Source organism: Vibrio sp. CDRSL-10 TSBA (genome assembly GCA_039696685.1).
GTDB lineage: Bacteria > Pseudomonadota > Gammaproteobacteria > Enterobacterales > Vibrionaceae > Vibrio.
Genome location: CP155565.1, coordinates 926,433 through 946,020, shown reverse-complemented (window position 1 = coordinate 946,020; position 19,588 = coordinate 926,433). Strand labels below are relative to the sequence as shown.

Below are 19,588 nucleotides of genomic sequence, written 5' to 3'. Positions count from 1 at the left end.
GAAGATAACGAACTACATAGAATATCGTTCTAAATGCGTTGGCACAAATCCAATTGAAGCCGATTAAGGTGCCGGGTAGCGATTAATCACATTCTCCAGCGTCATAATGCCGAACATGATTTTTCGGACAAAGGATTCGGAGCTGCCGACAAAATAAAAATGCGGATGGCGTGACCAGATACGCTGTAACTTTTTATCCAGCTTGGCCGCCTGAGCCAAAGATTCATTACGGGTTGGATTGTTGCTGCTGATGTCTTTGCCGGAGGCCGCGGCTGACTCAAAAAAGATCACGGCGTCGTAGCGGGCGATCTCTTTATCGAAGCTGGAGTTGACCTGTTTGAAAAAGTCACTTTCCGAATTGGGCCAATAGGCGAGGCCATCGAGAGAGCCACGGTCACAGACTAATAAACGGTCTGGGTACTGCAGCTTATGAATATCTTCCAGGTTTCTCTGCAGCTGAAAAATGGTTTTCTGCACCATTTTTATCGCCTGCTCGTTATCACAGCGGGTTACGCCGCCCGAGAAGAGTAATGTTGCCGCTTCAGGGACCACCACAATTTGCTCCCCCAGTTCGCGGCGAAACAGATCCAATGCGGTGGTTTTACCGCCGCCTGGGCCTCCGGTTACCACCACTTGTAATGGCTTTTTCATCACTGCCTCGGTTGCTTTTTTGTGTTGTTTTAAGCATAGCCAAGAGCACTCTGGTATGGTGGTAAAGTTAGATTACTCAAAGTGAGCGAAAAATCGTCGGTTATTAAATCGCTTTGAGTTGCGCCAGATTTGGTGTCTGCGGGCCATTGTGTATTCCGGGCGTTAACGCTTGCTCAGCCAGTAATTGCTCCAGTTCGGCTTTCGGCATCGAACGGTAAAAGTACCAGCCCTGAATATAGCCCCAATGGCAGTTTTGCTTGATGATGTCGTGTTCGCGCTCGGTTTCAACCCCTTCAAATACCACCGGTCGGTTTAAACTGGTGAGCAGATCCATGATCGGCCCAACCATCTTGCGTTTCACGTCATAGTTCAACGCATTGACAAAAATCCGGTCTACTTTGATAAAGTCAAAATCCAGCTCGGTCAGCCACACCAGGTTGGCGACACCGGTGCCGAAATCATCCAGTACCACGTTAAAACCGAACGATTTTGCCCGTTGGGAAAAATCCGACAATTCAGTGAGTGGCAGAGAAATGCGCTCGGTGATTTCGATTTTGATCTGATCCGGATTAATATTGTGGTGTTGCACCAGAGCAAACAGGTGCGACAGATATTGCTGATCCTGGATTTCATAAGTATCAATATTAATGCCCAATGCAAAGGTCGGATACTTTTGTAATATCGGCGCTATATCTGTAACCGCGCGCTCAGCGATAAAATAAGATAATTCCGGATAAAGATGCAGTTTTTCAGCGATGGTAATAAATACTTCAGGAGATACACGGCCAAACTTGCTGTCATGCCAGCGTACTAAGCTTTCAACGCCAATAATGTGTTGGTCATTCACCGCGATGACGGGCTGATACTCCAAAGTTAAGCTTTTATCTTTCAGTGCGTTACGAAATCGGCTTTCGATTGAGTTTCGTTTGTGGAAATAACTGAACCATGCATAAGTGGCAATGAGGCCAAATAACCCAGAGATGACTAATAATACAAAAAATATTCCAGCAGGATAATGTGCTAACCCTGCCGTGTAATTATCAATATAGACACAAAAATTGTAATCATCATGACATAACTTGGTATGTATCGCTAATGGCGGAAAGAGTAGTTTCTTGGGCGTGCTTGGTTGATAACGATAAAACACGTGCTGGCTATCAATAGTTTCTTATTTGAAACCAGAAATGAGGTTGCTGCCTGATCAAAGACGCGTAGGGGGCGGATTGTTCGACAGAGAAAAAACGCCCTTTTTGCACCAGATTATAGGCTTGATCGGTTGGAAACAGGTTAATGACGTTTGAGTAAAAATCGTAGCCAAGAAATGATGTTTCATCCTTGGAAGCTATTTTAACCGGACCCAGTCTGCCCCAGTTAGCGGAGCACAGCACCGTATCACCATCGATGATGCCAAGATCATAAATTTTGCTGTTGTGGTGAGTAAGTACTCTTAGAGAATCTAAGGTTTCTTGGGTGCATTGAGGTTGCGGCAGGGTCTGCGCTGTATTCAGTACCGCGATAATTTGCTCGGTGACTTGCACCGCTTCTTCATAGGCAAGTTGATTAAATCTCAGTTGTTCGTCTTTCTGAATATGATAAGTAATATAATCAACGACTAAGACTGTAATGAGTGTGATAATCAAAAAAACCGAACATTTATAAAAGCACTTCACCATATGCAATCAACTTAAACAAGTCACATAAACTTCCCTTTGTATATACTATTAATCACTAAATTCAATAATATGCAAGAGGAAAATTATGTTTGTATATTTTTTGCACTTTAAGATGTGAGTTAATTTAATCTTGCTTATTTTTATCAGTGAGCGTCAGTAATTTGTCGAAATAAAGACATATAATTGACATGGGTTTTAATAAGTCAAAGCTAATTTAGTTTTTATATCTCTATGCACAATCTGATAAAGGTGAGAATATAAATGATATGTAATTGTATTTGCTTAAGGGTAAGTGAGATTAATGACATACTATTTTTTGGGTAAACAGACAAAAGAGTCACTTTACTCACCAACTGCTTGGCGCAATTGGTGAGTAAAGTACTAGAAAAGGTAAGTTACTCTGGGTTTATCTATGGTGGAAATATGAGGTTTAAGTGGCACATTCGGTTATGCCGAGTGAATAGGCAATGCTACCTCTGCTCTAGCTTGATTAGACTTTGATTGTCGGCGTTTTCTCACTCAAGCGTCTCTTAGGTAGTCTTGTAAAGCCGATGTATACCCAAATTACTGCCAGGACAGCCGCACATAGTGCAACCATTCTCAGCCCGTCGAACCAGGTATTCTCTCCCTGATAGGTGAGAATGAAACCAAACACCGCGACTCCGGTGACTCCGCCCATCTGTCTGGCACAGTTAAACAGGGCTGAGGCAGAACCGGCAGCACGGCTGCTGGATTCAGACAAAATCAGATTCGTCATAATTGGCATGGCAAATGACGTGCCTCCGCCCAGTAGCATCATCGGCACAAACAACTGTGCCGGGCCCCAGGAATCCGTGATAAACAGCAAACTGGCAAAGCCCACTACAGAGACCAGACTGCCGAATAGCGAGAGAGTGCGGATTGAAAACCATTCACCAAACCATTTGGAACTGAAATTGATCAGCGCTGTACACGCCATCATTGGAATGAAGGCGATGCCGGTTTCAAGCGCGGACAAGTGGAGTTGGCTCTGGAAAAAGAGACTGAAAATAAATACGGCACCGTAAAAAACCAGGTTACATAAAAATCCGACCAGAAACTGCCGATTTTATTACTGGGTTCGTGCTTATTTCACAATCAATCACCCGTTGTGCACTGCGTTGCTCCAGACGTTGAAATACAACAAACGCAAAAATGGTTGCGACCAATACGCTTAGTGAAATTGTGCTGGTCCAGCCGTAACGCCCGGCTTCTGTCATCAGAAAGGTGAATAACGCCAGTGTCAGAGCCAGAAAGAACTGGCTGGGAACATTGATACGCTGCGCCTGGCGTGGTTTTGCCGCGGCCAGCAGCGCGATTACCAGAATACACACAAGTCCGAGCGGAAAGTTAATCAGAAAGATACTTTTCCAACCAAAATGTTCCACTAACCAACCGCCAACGACAGGACCGGCGACCAGAGCCATTGCACCGGCAGCGGCCCAGGTGGCTATCGCTCCGGAACGAATTCGTTCGTCATCGTTATAGATGCGCAAAATGGTCAGTGAGCCGGGAACCAGAAAAGCGGCACCAATGCCCTGGATGGCACGCATGGCGATCAGCATGGTGATTGAAGGTGCAAAAGCACAGGCGACAGAGGCGCAGATAAATACCGACACGCCGAAAATAAATACATTTTTGGCGCCAAAGCGGCCGGTCAGAGCGCCGGAAGAGAGAAGCAAAGCGGCAAACACCAGTGAGTAAGCATTTTTCCACTCAGGCCGAAGAGACCGCCAATCTCAACTTCCTGATGAAGTATCTGCAAAGTGAAAAATTATATCCTCAGCCAGGCAGTGAATCGATTACCGATCACCTGATGCATATTTTGATGGTAGAAACGCTGCGTAAATGGAGTCATCAGCCGGGTAATGCCAGTCAGGGGTGGATGAACGCCGGTCGCGATCATCGCATCATGCGGGTATTAAGCGCCCTGCATTCAAACCCGCAGAAACACTGGCAACTGACTGAATTAGCCGAGTTGGCGGGGATGTCACGGGCCGGTTTTGTCAGGCGTTTTAGTGACGTAACCGGCACCACGCCGCTGAAATACCTGACACAGTGGCGTATGCGGTTAGCCAGTAAAGCATTACGAACCAGTAACCAGTCGATCAAGCACATCGGCTTTGATTTGGGCTATGGCTCAGAAAGTGCGTTTAGCAGCGCATTTAGTCGGGTGTTTGGACATTCAGCTTCCGAACACAGACAGAATAAGCCTTAATGCATGACTAAGCTTTGCAGTCTGCGTGCTAGAACAACTCGATTTCCGTGCGTTTCTCATCGTGTAAGTTAAAGGAACGTATTTCAATGGCGTCCGGATGGAACTCACAGACGCTCAGCCGAGGATCAGGAATAAAATTATTGGGTTCGTAGCCGGCTCCTGTATCGATAAACAGTTTGTTTTTCCTGATCTTAGGACAATCGATAGGGGTGTGTCCGCACACCACAAAATCCACGTTATCAATTAACTGCGCGCTGCTTCTCAGAATATCGTCTCTTCCCCACAGCATTCGGTGGCGCAATTCCTCATCGATAAACTCAGCCTGCGGTGGCCAACTGAAATACGGGTACTCGGCATGCAAAACACCGATCAACTTATTGCCCACAGTGACACTGAGCGTCAGGCTGTATTGGCTGGCTATGATTTCACGCGCAAGGTTTTGCTGCGCCGGGTTGAGTTGTAGCCACCAATCGCCGCCATTGAGCAGCCAGTTACTGTGCCGGTCGGGCGATTCATCGTAGCGCTGCACAATGAAGCTTTCATGGTTACCCAATACCGGATAAAACCATTTCTCTCTTGCGAGGGTCAAACACTGCCAGGAGTCATTGCCCCGGTCTGTCAGATCGCCGACTGAAAACACCCGGTCGTGGTACTTGTCAAAATGAACCATTTTCAGTGCATGGATCAGCAAAGTGAAGTCACCGTGCACATCCCCGATAAACAGATCCCGCCCCGAGGTATTGACGCTGATACAGCGATGTAATGGCAGTTTTTCCAGCGCGTTCATTGTTCCTGCTACCCAACTTTATCTCTTACATAAGCTTAGCAGAGGTGGGTTGGTTTAGATTTATCTGAGTAAAATAGGATAAATATCCGCAGAGATGCTTATCCTATTTTTGTGATGCAAAATGAATGGATTTCGCCTTAGGTGCTAGTTAACGTTAAATTTGGTTTTGGCCATATAAGTCACACATGAGTGTTTACCTTCTACGATAATGCTGTTTACACTAATCCGGCTCTCATTTATCTCTGGACCAGTCGCGTCACCACAGTCGGTCAAACATGTCAGAATGGTGAATATATCTTTTGCCTTAACTAAGCGGGAGAGAGGTAGAATTTCCCCCATCTGCAAATTGAGATTCTTACAACATTCGGCTTCGTACTTTTTGTATTCCTCGCTGGTCTGTTTAAACTGTGCAGATGAAACAAGACGGGTCGCCATATCACCGTTTAAGGCTGCGACGATACACGCTGAAATTAAACCTTCCGGTGCTCCGCCAATCGAATAGAGAAAATCATATTTGTTTTGCATCACATCCAGGCTAGCCAGAATATCTCCATCATTGATGAGATAGACTTTGACGTTCATTTCTCTTAGCGTACGAATTGCCGTTTCGTGCCGTGGTTTGTTGAGAAACGGCTACTCGAAGTTCTGATGTGGGTTTATGTAGTGCATTGGCAACATTTCTCACGTTGTATTCCAATGAACATTCCATATCCAGCAAGTAGGGGACCGGGCAGACCATTTTTTCCATGTACATGTCAGGTAGTGGTTGCAGACTACCTTGCGGCGCAATTGACAGTGATACCACGCTGTTTGCTTGTCCGTTTGCAGCTAAACTTGTTCCATCTACAGGGTCGACAGCCATATCTAGTGCTCTGCCACCGTATCCCAGGATTTCGCCCATACTCAACAGTGGAGCGTTGTCTATGGTGCCTTCACCGGTCACCACGTTAACTGATACGGGAAGTATGTTAATCGTATCTCGTAACGATCGTACCGCAACGGCATCGAGTTGATTTTTGTTTCCTTTGGCGACGAAGCTAGCTGAATTAATGGCGGCGCTTTCAGTCGCCTCGAGAAAATTCAAAATAACATCTCTCATGGTTATTCCTTGTTGTGCTGTGAATGCTATGCTTGAGCTTCTTCTTGTTGACTCTGGTTGGACTGCTTACGTTTCATCCGTCGGTCAAGGAAGGCCACGATAAATGGGCACAAGAATAAAGTAATGATTGACGCTGTTGCACATTGCGCTGTGGCCATGGGCACAAATGGTTCCAGAGTTGGATCCGCATCTGCAATCGCAGCTGGCGTCATCGCTGAATTTAGTGCAGTTGTACCTACCGCAGCACCCATTGCACTTCTCTCTTCTTTTTTCAACATCAGGTTGTATAGATAGAAGAACAAGAAGCCGGTTGCTGCAGAAATAAGGCCTAGTAGGATGCCTGAAGCACCTGCGGTGAGCAGAGTCCCCAAATCTGTTCCTGAACCAATCGCTATTGTCATAAAAAAGGTGACGATCGGTTGGGCTTTCTTACAAGTTTCTCTGAATCCGGGATCCAGGTTGCCCCACGCAAATCCGATCATCAGTGGAATGACTGTGGCAACCAAGGACTGTAGAGGAATGGTTGCCAAGCCAGTTGCTCCGAGCGCGACCAGTGAGAAAAATGGACCGTCATTTAAGGACAGAATTGAAATTGCACCTGTATCCGTAGGCTTACCAAACTGAGACGAAAGAGAAATGTAAAGCGAGCTGTTGGAGTTTGTGATAGCTGCAATAATGACCATTGGCGTCAGACCCATCCAGCCGGATGGCCCGAAGAATTTTGCGACGGCTAGTCCTAACAAAACCCCTAACACAAACTTCATTCCTGTTAACACGGTTCCTTTGTACAGCGGCATACCGACTTGTCTCACATCAATAGCCGAACCACATAATATCAGGAACAGTCCCATCATCGCGGGTTGACCATCTTTAAATAAGCCTGAGGTAAAACCACCAATTTCGAAAAAATCGGGAAAGATACTTTTTATGGCGACAGCAAGCACCAGGGGAAACGATAACGAGTCCTCCTGGGATTTTTTCTAATTTATTTAATATTTTCACGTTGTGCTCCTTATAAGCCTAATTTAATTAGGCTTATGATCCAATGATTATTGTGTTTTATTTATATTAATTTTGGATAGATAGGATTAGGCTGTAATATTTATTAATGACTTAATTCATATTCAGTAATCTTCTGTACTTTCTCATAAGATCCTGCTCCAGAAAAATCGCAATCTAGCCAGATATCTAACAAATACTCAGCTAATTCAGGAGCGATAATTCGAGCTCCCATTGAGATTATTTGGGCGTCATTGCTCTTCCTTGATCTTTCGGTAGAGTATGGATCATGACAAACTGCAGCTCTGATTCCTTTAACTTTATTGGCGGTAATTGCCATTCCTATTCCAGTCCCACACAGAAGTACGCCACGTTGACACTTTCCATCTTTAACGACGTTGGCCACATCCAAAGCTACGGTGGGATATAAGACAGTTTCATCTTTTGACTTAGTGCCAAAGTCGAAAACTTCAAAGCCTTTATTTATGAGATGGTTTTTGAGTGTTTCTTTCAATTCAAATGCAGCTTCATCACATCCAATAGCGATATTCATAATCAATTCCTTTTATTTAATTAAGTTTGTAGCACTTTGTGTAATTCGATTGAAGTTTTTTGGGTTCAGTCCAAACCTACCAATGAATGCACCATCAACGTTTGGTAATTTAAATAATTCGTCAGATGTATCGGGATTAACCGAACCACCATAGATTATTCTGACTATATCAGCGACAGAGTGGCCAAAGTGCTTTTCAATTAGGTTTCGAATAAATGCATGTATATGCTCGATATAATCTAAGGTTGCGGTCTGTTCCTTTCCTATTGCCCAGACAGGTTCATAAGCCAGAATGACGGTCTTAATAAACTCATTATCTAACCCGTTAAGCATGGTGAGTACCTGGGATTGGATTTCTCTTAATTCTCTGCCGTTACGAATGTCATCATCGGTTTCTCCGATACAAAGCACTGGGGTTAAACCTAGAGTTTGGCAAAGATGTAATTTTTGATTGACTTGCTGATCGGTCTCATTGAACAGTGCTTTTCGTTCTGCATGGCCAAGTTTCGACATATTTACAGTCGAGTTCTTTCAGCATTAAGCCAGGAACTTCACCGGTATATGCCCCTTTAGCGTCAAAACACATGTTCTGTCCCCCCCAAGTAATGTTCCCATCTTTGAAAATAGATGCGATTTCACTTATGAGTGGAAATGCGGGTAAAATAAAAATATCAACGTTATCGATATTGCCCACTTCTTTATGAAGTTCTTTAGCAAGGGAAATACCTTCTGAAATAGAATTGATGTGCATTTTCCAACTAGCACCTACAATTTTCTTTCTCATCCTACAAGTTCCTTTTTGGATTCGTTGAGAAGACGATCAATAATATCGCTAACGATTCTATCGTGCCCCGTCATCCCTCCTTTACAGATAAAAGGCATATCACGATATTCACCATCAATAAAACGACCTATATCTGTCTGAGGAATAACATAGTCAATCAGTTCAATACTATTCACATTTAGCACGGAACAGACATTGACCATGGTTTCACCTCCGGTCATATATAGTCCGGCCACACGATTATTACCAAGATCCTGTATTAATAGGCCCACAATAATACCAAGGGACTTATTTATGCGCTTTGAGCTTTCGCCTAATGGGAAGTGATACTGTTTATCTGTTTCAGCAAGATCGAGTCTTTCACCCTGTAAAGCTGTTTCAATCAGGATCGACTTAATTTTGGGGGTAGATTTAATACGCTCTAATACATTTCTAAGCGCACATTTAATTCCATCATCGCCATTCAGTATTAAGTCCATCGGATTGATATGAATCCTTTGATGTTGCTTATCGACACAAAGGAGCTCCATTTGTTTTTTAGTCACTTCCGTTGCACTACCCGCAGCAATGATGACTATCTTTTCCTCATGCTTGGCGCTGCTGTGCTTGATAGTATCGGTGTCAGTTGGACTTTGAGCCGTGGCATCCTTTTTATAAACTGCTAGTCTCTCGGTCAACGCACCTGGATCAACTGCTAAAGTTTTCCAATCCAGCTCGATGATACTTTCAGCGATAACATCAATATCATCATCGCTAATTGCATCAATGAGTATGATCTTGTTACCTTCCTTTCGTGACTTGACTAGTTCGAGCTTTAGTGAGCTTTTGCCTTCCAAAACTGTGTCGATTTTAATTAAGTCAACCTTATGGCTCGATTGTTTCTTGGATAAGTTTAGGGATGTAATTCTCCTTTACCGGTGTTTTTACATCGTAAAAAACTTGAGTTCTTGTTAATGGAACTCCTTCGATAATCGAAAATCCGCCGACCATAATACGTTTTGACTTAGGCATAGCTGGAACCATAATTGCGATATAGTCTGGTCCCAGCTCATCGAGCATGGCGTCAATTTCGACGCCAATTTTACCTCGCAATGTCGTATCCGTTCGTTTGGAAAATTGCTCTATCCCGATAGCTTTGAGTCCTTTAGTGGCGTTAAGCACTCGTCGGTAAGCTGCTTCTTTAGGTAATGCTCTGCTATCACTGCTAATGATTAAGCCATCATATTTCTTAAGATTATCGGTATCGCATAATTCTGTATTACTAAATATGGCGGCAGTTTTTACTCCGGATTTTGACAAAAGCACTCCGACGGTTGTAGCCCCTGTCAAATCATCTGCAACGGCTCCAATGATCGGCATCTTACTGACCCCCAAACTTCTTCATTCGGGAGTACTGTGCTACTTTAACGGTCGATTCCAGCATACTGATTGACTGGGCAATACCTTTTCCTGCTATATCGAATGCTGTACCATGATCGACTGAACTGCGCATGAAGGGCAGGCCAAATGTGATGGTAATAGACTTTTCAAAGTCATAGGTCTTACAGGCGATGTGCCCTTGGTCATGATAAAGAGATAGGATGGCGTCAAAGCGTCCATCTTTACCTTGGTAGAAAATGGAATCAGCAGGCAGCGGGCCTACCACGTTAATCCCCAGTGTTTTGGCTTCTTCACAAGCGGGAATTAACTGTTCAATTTCCTCGCGACCAAAGAGTCCGTTATCACCAGCATGAGGGTTCAAAGCAGCAACGGCGATCAGAGGATTTTCAAAGTTGATGAGTTTGAGTTCACGATCAATATTTTTAATGTAGTCCAATACCACTTCTTTCGATGCAAAATCACAAGCCTCTTTTAGTGCTTTGTGGCGGCTAACAAAGAACACACGTAGTTTGTGAGTGGAGAACATGGTCAGTGCATATTTAGAATTGGTTTCTTCTTCGTATATTTCGGTATGCCCAGGTTGAGTAACACCGGCCAGTTTAATGGCTGTCTTATGAATTGGTGCTGTAGACACGGCATCAATTTGTCCAGCCATTCCCAACTCAATGGATTTCATGACGTAGTCAATGCTCATCTTGCCAGCAAGTTCCTGGATTTTTCCATATTCAATCGCATTGCAGTCATAGTCCCCGGTTTCCAGGACGTCGATGATGCCATGTTGAAATTTTGCGTCACTTGGCTCACTGATTCGGTGGTACTCCACCGGCGCTGTCAAGCCGATAACTTTTTCAGCGCGCTGAAGGATAGGGACGCTGCCTATAATGAATGGTTTACATTCTTCATAGAGTGTCTCTTCCATCATCATTTTCAACACAATTTCCGGACCTACGCCCGCTGGATCGCCCATTGTTACAGCTGTTACTGGTTTAAAGTTGTTCATATTGACCTCTGTTTATTCACGTTTTGTTAGTACTTATTGTGCAATATTATGCATTGCAACTTTGATTTAATATTAACCTAAATAAGCGATATAAACTGGTGTTTATTGGTTTTTTGCTTTCGTTGTTTGATTTTTACTGATGTTTATTGGTTTATTTTTGTTTTTTGAAGATTGATCACTTGATTGAGTGATTTTTTGTGATAATGTTCTGACGGAAATCTTTGACCTGATCCTAACGATAGGAGTCCTGTAGGTGCTGACCTCTAAAAGACACAACGATATCCTTCGTTTATTTGAACAAAATGAGCGTATGACGACGAAAGAGTTGAGTGAGTTAATGAATTCATCACCAACGACTATCCGCAGTGATCTGAATTATCTTGAGAGCCTTAATTTAGTCAGGAAGTTCCATGGTGGAGCGGCTCTAGTCAAAAAGAATGAGTCAATCAACGATCTTATCTTTTCGAATCGTGAAAATGTAAACAACCATGAAAAGGATGTTATCTCTGATGCAGCTCTAAGCCATATTTCAGATGGGCAGTGCATCATATTGGATGCAAGCTCAACTTCTCTGGTACTATCAAAAAAACTGGATCGTTTTTCGCGGTTAACCGTAGTGACGAACGGCATTTACAATATGCTGGTTTTAAAAGACATGCCTAATATTAATATCATTTTCATTGGTGGGGTCGTCACTAAAGGCTCTGGTTTCTATTGAAGGTCTGTTGGGGGAAGAACTGCTTAAGAAGATATCAGCAGATTCTGTGTTTTTTTCGGCTCATGGTTTTTCATCAGAAGAAGGGGCTACGGATTTCAATATTTATGAAGTGTCTTTAAAAACTTTGATGCTTAGTCGCGCGAAAAGAAAAATTGCGTTGCTTGATTCTTCCAAACTCGGTAATACCTCGGTGGCATCATTTTGCGATTTTAATGATATTGATTTGCTTATCACTGATAAAGATGCCGATATAGATATAGTAAACCAGTTTAAGAATAATGGACTGAACGTTGATATCGTATAGCGGCACTTCGTGTGCCGATGGTATTTCCTCTGGCGATACTAAGTCACACATGATTTGTGGTTGGTATTAACTATCTCATATGCATCTGGCCCTACTGCCCATTCACCTCAGCTAAAATGAAATCACGAAACACTTGGTTGGCGCGGGATAGATAACTGTCTTTGCGCCAGGCCAGGCTCAGATCAATTTCAAAGGTTTCGGCAAACGGGCGGGTGACTATCTGGTCATCTTCGCGGATGGCAACCTGCCACATCGGAGAAATGGCGTAGCCCTGGCGAATAACGGATTTGATCAGTGGTAACAGGTTACTGATGAATGCCACCCGTGGCTTGATGTTCTCTTTGCGGCAGATACGGTCGAGCAGAATGTGGTGGTAGTAGCCTTTGCGGAACAGTACCAAATCATGGGAGAGAAAGTCGGCATATTCGATCACTTCTTTTTCAGCCAACGGGTGATCGACCGACATGCAGACCACCATCTCTTCGCGAATTAACGGGCCGCTTTCCAGTTCCGGAGTGAGATCTTTACTTGCCACCACACCGAGTTCAACCTCACCATCGAGCAGCATACGGCGGATATTACGCGTCCCGGTATCCTGAATGCTCATATCGATATTGGGATATTGATGGCGAAACGCCATCAGCAGAGGCGGAAAGTAATAGGAACCCAGCATGCTCGGTACGGCAATATCAACTTGCCCCTGATCCAACCCTTCCATGGCCTGCATCGCCAGTTTCGCGTCGTCTGCCTGGCGTAATATCTGCCGTGCATGCAATACGAATTCGCTGCCCGCTTTGGTCAGCGCGATGCCGCGATCACGGCGGTTGAACAGCGGCGTTTTCAGCTCTTGTTCGAGCTTTTTGATGCTGCTGCTGATGGCCGGCTGAGCCAGGTTGAGTACCCGGGCCGCGGCTGAAATCGACCCTTGCTCCACGGCAGTGACAAAGTGCTTTAACTGTCTGAGTTCCATATGTGTTTAATCCCTTACCTGAACCGAATGCCGATGTCATTGTTTTTTCTTAGGGTATAAATTTTATCTATGGATTAGATAAACACAAAATATTTTTTTTATTGCTGATGGCCCGATACCCTAACGCTGTAACCCGTTCCCTTGTTCCGTAACCTGAGTAAGTCGTCAGCAGTGAAAAAAACAGCCCATTACAGCCGAGTCGTTATTTGTGTTTGCCTATTTTCAATAGTCACCTTTGCCAATATCTATTGGTTGCAGCCGTTGTTGCCCGTGATTCAGAAAGAATTTGAGGTAAGCTCTTTGGCCGCTAACTTGGCTATGTCTGCACCTTTGCTGGGTATGGGATTAGGACTGCTTATTTTTGCCAGCGTGTCGGATGCAATAGGCCGTTGTAAAGTGCTGCTGGTCGGGACGGCGATTGGCTTATTGGTGTCTGTGGTTTTGCCGTTAGTGCACAACTACCAGCTGTTTCTTGCGCTGCGCTTTTTACAGGGTGTGTTTCTGGCGGTGACGCCGGCGCTGGCGGTGCCACTGATGGGCGAAGAGCTGAGAAAAAGCTGGCTGGCGGGTGCGGTTGGCTTTTACGTGGCATCGAACACGCTGGGCGGGATTTGCAGCCGCTTACTGGGTGGTCTGAGTACCGAATATCTGGGTAACTGGAGCTATGCCGGTTATGTGATTGCCGGTCTCAGTCTGGTTTTGTATGCCATCATCTATTCTCTTTTGCCTGCGCAACGCCACTTTAAGCCGGCACCACTTAAAGTAGGTAAATGTTTGAAAGCCTATGGCTATCATCTTAAAAACCCGCAGTTAGTGATCCTTTATCTGTTGATTGGCCTGGCATTCGGCACTTTCGTTAACCTGTCTAATTACCTGATGCTGGTGCTGAGTGAGTTTCCGTATAACCTGCCAAGTGATGTGCGCAGTCTGATGTTCCTGACTTTGCTGGGCGGAACGACCAGCTCTTCGCTGGCCGGTAAATTTGCCAAGAAGCACAGCCAGATCGCGGGCGTCGCATTTGGCGCCATCATCATGCTGATGGCCAACTTCCTGATGAGCTGGGCAAACATCTATACCATGGTCATTGGTATGGTGATGGTGTCGGTCGGTTTCTTCTTCTGTCACGCGCAGGCCAGCACTCTGATTGGCCGCAAAGTGACCAAATCAAAAGGCAGCGCTCAGGCACTGTATAGTTTGTTCTATTACTCTGGTGCCAGCATAGGGGTGTTTTTCCTTGAGCCTTTTTATCAGGCCTGGGGTTGGCAGGGCATTCTGGGGGCGACACGTATTGCGCTGGCAGTGTGTATCTTGTTGGTGATCATCTACCAATGTGTCAGTGCTCACAAAGACAACCATTCTCACGCCATGTCGTAATGTATGTGCTGGTGGCTTCCGGCTCAACGTATCCGGCAAAAGTGTCGCTGCCTGGTTACTGAACGGGGCGAACAATGAAGTGCTCCGCAAGCAAAAGAGCCGCGTCAGCGGCTCTTTTCGTCAGGGCATTATGAGAAGCCTCATATGTTGAACTTCAGTTTCTGATGAACAACAGCTTCCTGCGTTCAAGCTTTCTGCGTTTAAGCAATCTATTGAACCAATCAGGCTGCGGCGACCCACTGTTTGTTGTGATATTGCCAAACCTGGTTGTTGTCATCAATCTGATACAGGAACAGCCAGCCATTATCCACCAGAGACGCGACATCCTGATGACGGGCCATAATCGCTTCAATCGCGTGTTGCGGAGCCTGAATAAAGGCACTCAGACGCACAGGTTGGTGGCGATACTCTTTGCCGTCGTGCACGGATTGCTGAGATAACCCGATACGCAGGTCACCGCCGTTACCTTCAAACACGCCAATATGGCCGCCGACCACGTTATGCAGCAGTTTGTTACCACTGCCGTATTTTTCCGGCGTTGTGACGGACGCGTAGTATTGCAGATTAATCCAGTTCATCACCAGCAGCGGCGCAGTCATGATCTTTTCCAGTTGGCTGAATTCCGGATCCTGACTGACATGGTATTCATGTAAGAAGGCCCGGCCGTCAAAATTGAGTCCGCGGGTCAGATGACGTGGTGCGATAAACACGCCGGCGTTGTTACACAACCCCCATTCCGGACGCATCTGAGCCCAGTTGGTAGCACGCTGCTTAAAGAAGCGGCTTAAATGCGCGTTATCGTCTGCTTTGGCGCCATCGAACAGTTTGGCGCGTTCACGGCGCGCGAGGTCACTGGCAGCGCTGAGATCCTGTTTCCAGGCCAGCGGAGCTCCGGGTGCCTCAAATACCTGATACTCATCGGTCGTGGTGTTGTGCAGCGCGGCAAAGAAGTGGGTGTCTTTCGGAATATTGACACCGAACTCCGACATCACCAGACGCACTGCGGAGTCGTTAAGCAGACTCGCCAGGACTTTCACGTTGACTTCGCCGGTTTGACCGCCACACGCACCGCAGTCGAGACCTGATGACGTATGGTTGTTGCAGGTCTGACTACCGTGACCGGTTAATAGCACAACTTTCGCCAGGCGCTGGCTGATCCCCATTGCTTTTAGAATCCCGGCGCCAAGTTCGGCCTTCTCACGCACGCTGAGCGTGATCTGGTTACGTTTCAGTTGCCACTCTTCGTTATTACGTGCATCGCGGTTAATCGGGTTTTCAGTGCCATCCTGCATCACCACACGTTTAAACAGGCTGACCAATTTCAATAAACCACCGGCTTCGACCATGCCCAGATTGGAGGATGGTTTTTCCAGACTGTTCTGCCAGCCCAGTTTAGTCACCCGTAGCCAGCGATCCGGTTGCAGTTGGGTCTGCTGCGCAACCAGAGTAGGAGCCAGCAGGCCTGGTAACTGAGGACGATGAATATTGCCGTCCTGAGTCTGATAGGCGATCGGGATACCAAAGAAACCGGCAAAACCCAGTGTCTCGATGTGGCTGCCTTGCGCTTCCAGCGCACGACGCATGCGTTCCGAACGCACATCAATACAGAAAATAGCCTGCAGCTCAGGACGATTCGGATCTTGCTGAGTGGTGACCTTCTGCACTTGAGTGATCCACTCTTTCTGTACACTCAGTTCAAGGGCGCGTTGCCATACCCAGATAGGTGCCAGCTGCTGTTCAGCTAACTTGTACATCTGGCGAACATTGGTCGCTTGATGGCGCAGTAACTGGCGGATTTTCAGCGCGGTTTCCAGATGATTTTTCTGTAGCCATTGCATCAGGACGCTGTTCCAGGCCAGCAGGATAGCGGTCAGGCCCAGCGCATGGGGCAGATCGGCTTGCTTATTCGCAAGGTTAGCCTGCCAGTCTTGCCACGATTGCCAGCCCGCCCAGCCGGACAATTGATGTAACAGAGCACGCAGCGATGCGTAAGCGCCGTCTTCATCGGTCCAGATGTCCTGCCACAGCGGTCCGACGGTATCAAGCAGGTCATAGACAGAGCCGGGCAAGGTGCGGAAATAGGGCAAAAGATCGACGCCCAGTAGGGTTTTGATCCCTTTGTCGCGTGCGACGACTTCAAGCCAGCTCTGGTACAGGTGCTCACCATTTTTACCTTCAGAATCGAAACGTTCTGGATATTGGTGGTACAGCGCAATGAACTGGCTGACCTGCTGAACGATTTCCTGCACCCAACTGTGGCCCTGAGTGGATGGGATTTCTTCATCCATCAACATGCCGAGGGTTTTCCAGCGGGTCAGCGGCGCTTGCGGGCGCTGAATATCTTCTTCCAACTGAGCAATGGTCATGTCGACGCCAAGCTGCTCAATTGCTGCAGCCAGATGATGTGGCTGAATCTCGGTTTTCCAGCGCTGCTGATAGTAACTTTTGTCCATCAGGCTGGTTTCGCCGGTCAGAACTGCCTGCTCGGCGAAGGTCTTTTCAACGCTGTCGTGACGTTGTTGCCACCAAGGGTTGACCGCAATGGACTGATCCAGCGGCCAGGCCGGTGCGATAGAAGCGGAAACTTGTTTGGCGATTTTTGCGTATGGAAGCGCGTTTTTTTGTTCGATCATTATTTTGCCTCTGGTTCCATTTGCAATTGAGCTTGTTGCAGTTCAAGCAGTGACTGGCTTGGCCACCATTTCAGGGTCAGGCGGGTCGCCCATTCGTCCAGATACGCACCGGCATTAAGCCAGATAAACAGACGTTTCACCCAGCCAACATGCGGGCTGTATTGCAGAGCCAGTGACAGAGCAAACAGCAGGGTAAACATCAGCGCGACCAGGCCATCAGCGGCCAGGTTGAGCGGGACGTTCAAGCCGGTAATTTGGGCCAGGGCATGTTTGGCTGTGGTGTACAGGGTCAACAGGCCGGCCGCGAATGCCAAGGTGATCATCAGGCGTGGCAGCATGGTTTTATCCCAACCGGTTACGCTCGGTACAATCAAAGCGCTCAGTGCGAACCACACCAATATGGTGGCGGCAAAGCTGGTCATCACAGCAAACTGCCATTGAGCAACGGCCAGCATCAGGGACGAAAGCATCAAAGCGACACACCAGTTACGCACCTTAGGTTTAACTTCACCGGCCAGCTTTGCGGCCAGGTAGTGGTTAACCGTGTTGCCACTGTTGAGGAACGAGTAAGCTTTGTAAAACGAGTGGGCAAACAGGTGCAGCAGCGCCATCTCATACAGACCCAGTGCAATTTCAACCAGCATCAGACCCATTTGCGAGCTGGTTGACCATGCCAGTTTCACTTTGATACTGATGCGGGTGGTGCTGACCAGGCCGGCAATGACGGTACTGATACCGGCACAGATAATGATGAGCCAGCAAGCGATGCTGCTGGATGCTAAGACTGGCGCGAAGAACAGCAGCAGGATACCGCCCAGGTTTACGATACCGGCGTGCAGCAGCGCTGAGACCGGGGTCGGTGCTTCCACAACCTGCATCAGCCAGCCATGTACTGGCAGCTGAGCACATTTGATCATCGCAACCAATGCCAAAAGTACCGCAGCAATATTGAGGTGCAGGCTGCTGTGAGCAAACGAAGTCTGGCGGACGATGTCACTGATATAAGGTGTCTGGAACTGATGGTAAAGCGCAAAGAAGGCACCGGCCAGCAGCAGTTTCGCTGAAACGAGCCAGCAGAAACTTCTTGTGCGCAGCCAGTTGAGCACGCGGGCGCTGCGGATAAAACAGAATCAGTTGGTGCAGACACAGACTGACACTGACCCAGGCCGCCCAGAACAGCAGCAGGTGGTCGCTGAGTATCACTACAACGACGGCTGAAATTGTCATGATAAGGGAACGAAGAAAGCGAGCGCGATCCGCTTCGCCACTGAAGGCCACCCAACTATAACGTACGATAGTGAATCCTAAAATCGCCACCAAACCGAGTAACATCAGTTTGAGGGGCGTCACTAAAAACAGAGAAAACATGACTATCCTCACAGTTCCAAAAGTCGCGGCTATTGTGAAACTGTCTGATTGTTAAGTAAAATATATAATAATTTATAAATCGTTCTGTTTTAGAGAATTATGAGTCGTTTAAACTACCATCATCTGTACTATTTCTGGCAAGTCGCCAAACAGGGTAACCTGACTCAGACTGCGCAGAAACTGCATGTGTCTCAGTCTGCTCTCTCTTCACAAATCAAACAGTTAGAGCAAACTTTGGATGTGCAGTTGTTCACCAGAAAAGGGCGTGCACTGACCCTGACCGAGAGCGGATATCATGCGCTGAGCTATGCCGAAGAAATCTTCAAAAATGGCGAAGAGCTGGAAAAATTATTGACCAGTGGCAAAGCGTTACCTGGCGCGACCATCCGGATTGGTATCCTGTCGACTATCTCGCGTAACTTTATCGAGCAGTTTATTCAGCCACTTATCAATCAGGATGACTGCCGTTACACCCTGCAGTCGATGAGTCAGACCGGTTTGCTGACCGCTCTGGGGGAACACCAGCTTGATATAGCATTAACTAACATTCCGGTCAGAGGTTCGAATAAACAGAACTGGCAAAGCCGGGTTCTGGCACGTCAGGCGGTGTCGATCATCGGGCCTCCGGGGTTAGATCTGGGCAAAGATCTCGGCGCCAGTTATCGCAACCGTCGTTGGGTATTACCGTATGGAGAAAATCCGCTGCGCGCTGCTTTTGATGCTTTTGCCGCTCAATATCAGCTACATCCCAACATTATCGCCGAATCTGATGACATGGCGATGCTGCGTCTTTTGGCCCGTGATACCGGCGCACTTGCGGTAATGCCGGACGTGGTAGTAAAAGATGAACTCGATAACGGCATTCTGAAAAGTTACCTTGTGCTGCCAAGCGTATTCGAAAACTTCTACGCGGTCACGGTCAAGCGGCGTGTGGTGCATCCGAAGCTGGATACCCTGTTCAGGCCATTATTATGACTCGCCCTGTCCGGCGCTTGTTTTATGTACGGGAATAGGGCAGTCTGAGGACTCTTTTTCTCTCACTCAATTTCAAACTTACCC

24 protein-coding genes are annotated in these 19,588 nt (G+C 46.7%); 5 read left to right on the top strand and 19 right to left on the bottom strand.

What is annotated here, in order from left to right; all coding sequences use genetic code 11:
• Positions 1-63: 63 nt before the first annotated feature.
• The 5 genes from ABDK09_04685 to ABDK09_04665 form a co-directional block, all read right to left on the bottom strand.
• Positions 64-651, bottom strand: a complete 588-nt coding sequence (locus ABDK09_04685) for an AAA family ATPase (GenBank protein ID XAW87533.1) — start codon at positions 649-651, stop codon at positions 64-66.
• 103 nt (positions 652-754) lie between these two features.
• On the bottom strand, positions 755-1,522 hold the full coding sequence (locus ABDK09_04680; GenBank protein ID XAW87532.1) for an EAL domain-containing protein: 768 nt from the start codon (positions 1,520-1,522) through the stop codon (positions 755-757).
• Between the two features lie 286 nt (positions 1,523-1,808).
• Positions 1,809-2,291 carry a CSS-motif domain-containing protein gene (locus ABDK09_04675; protein ID XAW87531.1) on the bottom strand — a complete coding sequence of 161 codons (483 nt, stop codon included), beginning with the start codon at positions 2,289-2,291 and terminating at the stop codon, positions 1,809-1,811.
• 523 nt (positions 2,292-2,814) lie between these two features.
• Positions 2,815-3,354 (bottom strand): MFS transporter, encoded by a 540-nt coding sequence (locus ABDK09_04670; GenBank protein ID XAW88458.1) that lies wholly within the window; start codon positions 3,352-3,354, stop codon positions 2,815-2,817.
• A 25-nt stretch (positions 3,355-3,379) separates the two neighbouring features.
• Positions 3,380-4,036: an MFS transporter gene (locus tag ABDK09_04665; GenBank protein ID XAW87530.1), complete on the bottom strand. Its 657-nt coding sequence runs from the start codon at positions 4,034-4,036 to the stop codon at positions 3,380-3,382.
• A gap of 2 nt (positions 4,037-4,038) precedes the next feature.
• Here ABDK09_04665 and ABDK09_04660 point away from each other — a divergent pair, with 2 nt between their 5' ends.
• Positions 4,039-4,560: an AraC family transcriptional regulator gene (locus tag ABDK09_04660; protein ID XAW87529.1), complete on the top strand. Its 522-nt coding sequence runs from the start codon at positions 4,039-4,041 to the stop codon at positions 4,558-4,560.
• A 28-nt stretch (positions 4,561-4,588) separates the two neighbouring features.
• On the opposite strand, the gene ABDK09_04655 is transcribed toward ABDK09_04660, so the two are convergent.
• From ABDK09_04655 to pdxA, 10 genes are all read right to left on the bottom strand, one after another.
• On the bottom strand, positions 4,589-5,347 hold the full coding sequence (locus tag ABDK09_04655; GenBank protein ID XAW87528.1) for a metallophosphoesterase: 759 nt from the start codon (positions 5,345-5,347) through the stop codon (positions 4,589-4,591).
• Positions 5,348-5,491: 144 nt separating this feature from the next.
• Positions 5,492-5,929 (bottom strand): fructose-bisphosphatase class II, encoded by a 438-nt coding sequence (locus ABDK09_04650; protein XAW87527.1) that lies wholly within the window; start codon positions 5,927-5,929, stop codon positions 5,492-5,494.
• The gene (locus ABDK09_04645) at positions 5,901-6,446 is read right to left on the bottom strand and encodes a fructose-bisphosphatase class II (GenBank protein XAW87526.1); all 546 of its coding nucleotides are present in this window, start codon (positions 6,444-6,446) and stop codon (positions 5,901-5,903) included. The genes ABDK09_04650 and ABDK09_04645 overlap by 29 nt, the downstream gene beginning before the upstream one ends.
• Before the next feature lie 26 nt (positions 6,447-6,472).
• The gene (locus ABDK09_04640; protein XAW87525.1) at positions 6,473-7,390 is read right to left on the bottom strand and encodes a 2-keto-3-deoxygluconate permease; all 918 of its coding nucleotides are present in this window, start codon (positions 7,388-7,390) and stop codon (positions 6,473-6,475) included.
• A 161-nt stretch (positions 7,391-7,551) separates the two neighbouring features.
• Complete coding sequence (gene rpiB / locus ABDK09_04635) at positions 7,552-7,998, bottom strand: ribose 5-phosphate isomerase B (GenBank protein ID XAW87524.1); 447 nt, start codon at positions 7,996-7,998, stop codon at positions 7,552-7,554.
• Positions 7,999-8,010: 12 nt separating this feature from the next.
• Positions 8,011-8,511 (bottom strand): triose-phosphate isomerase family protein, encoded by a 501-nt coding sequence (locus ABDK09_04630; protein XAW87523.1) that lies wholly within the window; start codon positions 8,509-8,511, stop codon positions 8,011-8,013.
• On the bottom strand, positions 8,468-8,782 hold the full coding sequence (locus ABDK09_04625; protein ID XAW87522.1) for a triose-phosphate isomerase: 315 nt from the start codon (positions 8,780-8,782) through the stop codon (positions 8,468-8,470). Before ABDK09_04625 ends, ABDK09_04630 begins: the two co-directional genes overlap by 44 nt.
• Positions 8,779-9,618, bottom strand: a complete 840-nt coding sequence (locus tag ABDK09_04620; protein ID XAW87521.1) for a nucleotide-binding domain containing protein — start codon at positions 9,616-9,618, stop codon at positions 8,779-8,781. The genes ABDK09_04625 and ABDK09_04620 overlap by 4 nt, the downstream gene beginning before the upstream one ends.
• A 28-nt stretch (positions 9,619-9,646) precedes the next feature.
• On the bottom strand, positions 9,647-10,141 hold the full coding sequence (locus tag ABDK09_04615) for a four-carbon acid sugar kinase family protein (protein ID XAW87520.1): 495 nt from the start codon (positions 10,139-10,141) through the stop codon (positions 9,647-9,649).
• Position 10,142: 1 nt separating this feature from the next.
• Complete coding sequence (gene pdxA, locus ABDK09_04610) at positions 10,143-11,162, bottom strand: 4-hydroxythreonine-4-phosphate dehydrogenase PdxA (GenBank protein XAW87519.1); 1,020 nt, start codon at positions 11,160-11,162, stop codon at positions 10,143-10,145.
• Between the two features lie 253 nt (positions 11,163-11,415).
• On the opposite strand from pdxA, the gene ABDK09_04605 reads away from it, so the two are divergent.
• Entirely contained in the window at positions 11,416-11,880 is a 465-nt protein-coding gene (locus ABDK09_04605) for a DeoR/GlpR family DNA-binding transcription regulator (protein XAW87518.1), read from the top strand.
• Between the two features lie 7 nt (positions 11,881-11,887).
• Entirely contained in the window at positions 11,888-12,184 is a 297-nt protein-coding gene (locus ABDK09_04600; GenBank protein ID XAW87517.1) for a hypothetical protein, read from the top strand.
• Positions 12,185-12,275: 91 nt separating this feature from the next.
• Here ABDK09_04600 and ABDK09_04595 read toward each other — a convergent pair whose 3' ends face one another.
• Positions 12,276-13,154, bottom strand: coding sequence for a LysR family transcriptional regulator (locus ABDK09_04595; protein XAW87516.1), 879 nt, complete (start codon positions 13,152-13,154; stop codon positions 12,276-12,278).
• 171 nt (positions 13,155-13,325) lie between these two features.
• Between ABDK09_04595 and ABDK09_04590 the strand changes: the two genes are divergently transcribed.
• Positions 13,326-14,528: an MFS transporter gene (locus ABDK09_04590; GenBank protein XAW87515.1), complete on the top strand. Its 1,203-nt coding sequence runs from the start codon at positions 13,326-13,328 to the stop codon at positions 14,526-14,528.
• A 221-nt stretch (positions 14,529-14,749) separates the two neighbouring features.
• Here the strand turns inward: ABDK09_04590 and ABDK09_04585 are convergent, their stop codons facing one another.
• The 3 genes from ABDK09_04585 to ABDK09_04575 are packed head-to-tail and all read right to left on the bottom strand — an operon-like array spanning position 14,750 to position 18,529.
• Positions 14,750-17,161: a DUF2309 domain-containing protein gene (locus tag ABDK09_04585; GenBank protein ID XAW87514.1), complete on the bottom strand. Its 2,412-nt coding sequence runs from the start codon at positions 17,159-17,161 to the stop codon at positions 14,750-14,752.
• Positions 17,161-18,267 carry a proton-conducting transporter membrane subunit gene (locus ABDK09_04580; protein XAW87513.1) on the bottom strand — a complete coding sequence of 369 codons (1,107 nt, stop codon included), beginning with the start codon at positions 18,265-18,267 and terminating at the stop codon, positions 17,161-17,163. The genes ABDK09_04585 and ABDK09_04580 overlap by 1 nt, the downstream gene beginning before the upstream one ends.
• Positions 18,155-18,529, bottom strand: coding sequence for a hypothetical protein (locus tag ABDK09_04575; GenBank protein XAW87512.1), 375 nt, complete (start codon positions 18,527-18,529; stop codon positions 18,155-18,157). The genes ABDK09_04580 and ABDK09_04575 overlap by 113 nt, the downstream gene beginning before the upstream one ends.
• Positions 18,530-18,628: 99 nt before the next feature.
• Here ABDK09_04575 and ABDK09_04570 point away from each other — a divergent pair, with 99 nt between their 5' ends.
• Positions 18,629-19,504, top strand: coding sequence for a LysR family transcriptional regulator (locus ABDK09_04570; GenBank protein ID XAW87511.1), 876 nt, complete (start codon positions 18,629-18,631; stop codon positions 19,502-19,504).
• The last annotated feature ends 84 nt before the right edge of the window (positions 19,505-19,588 follow it).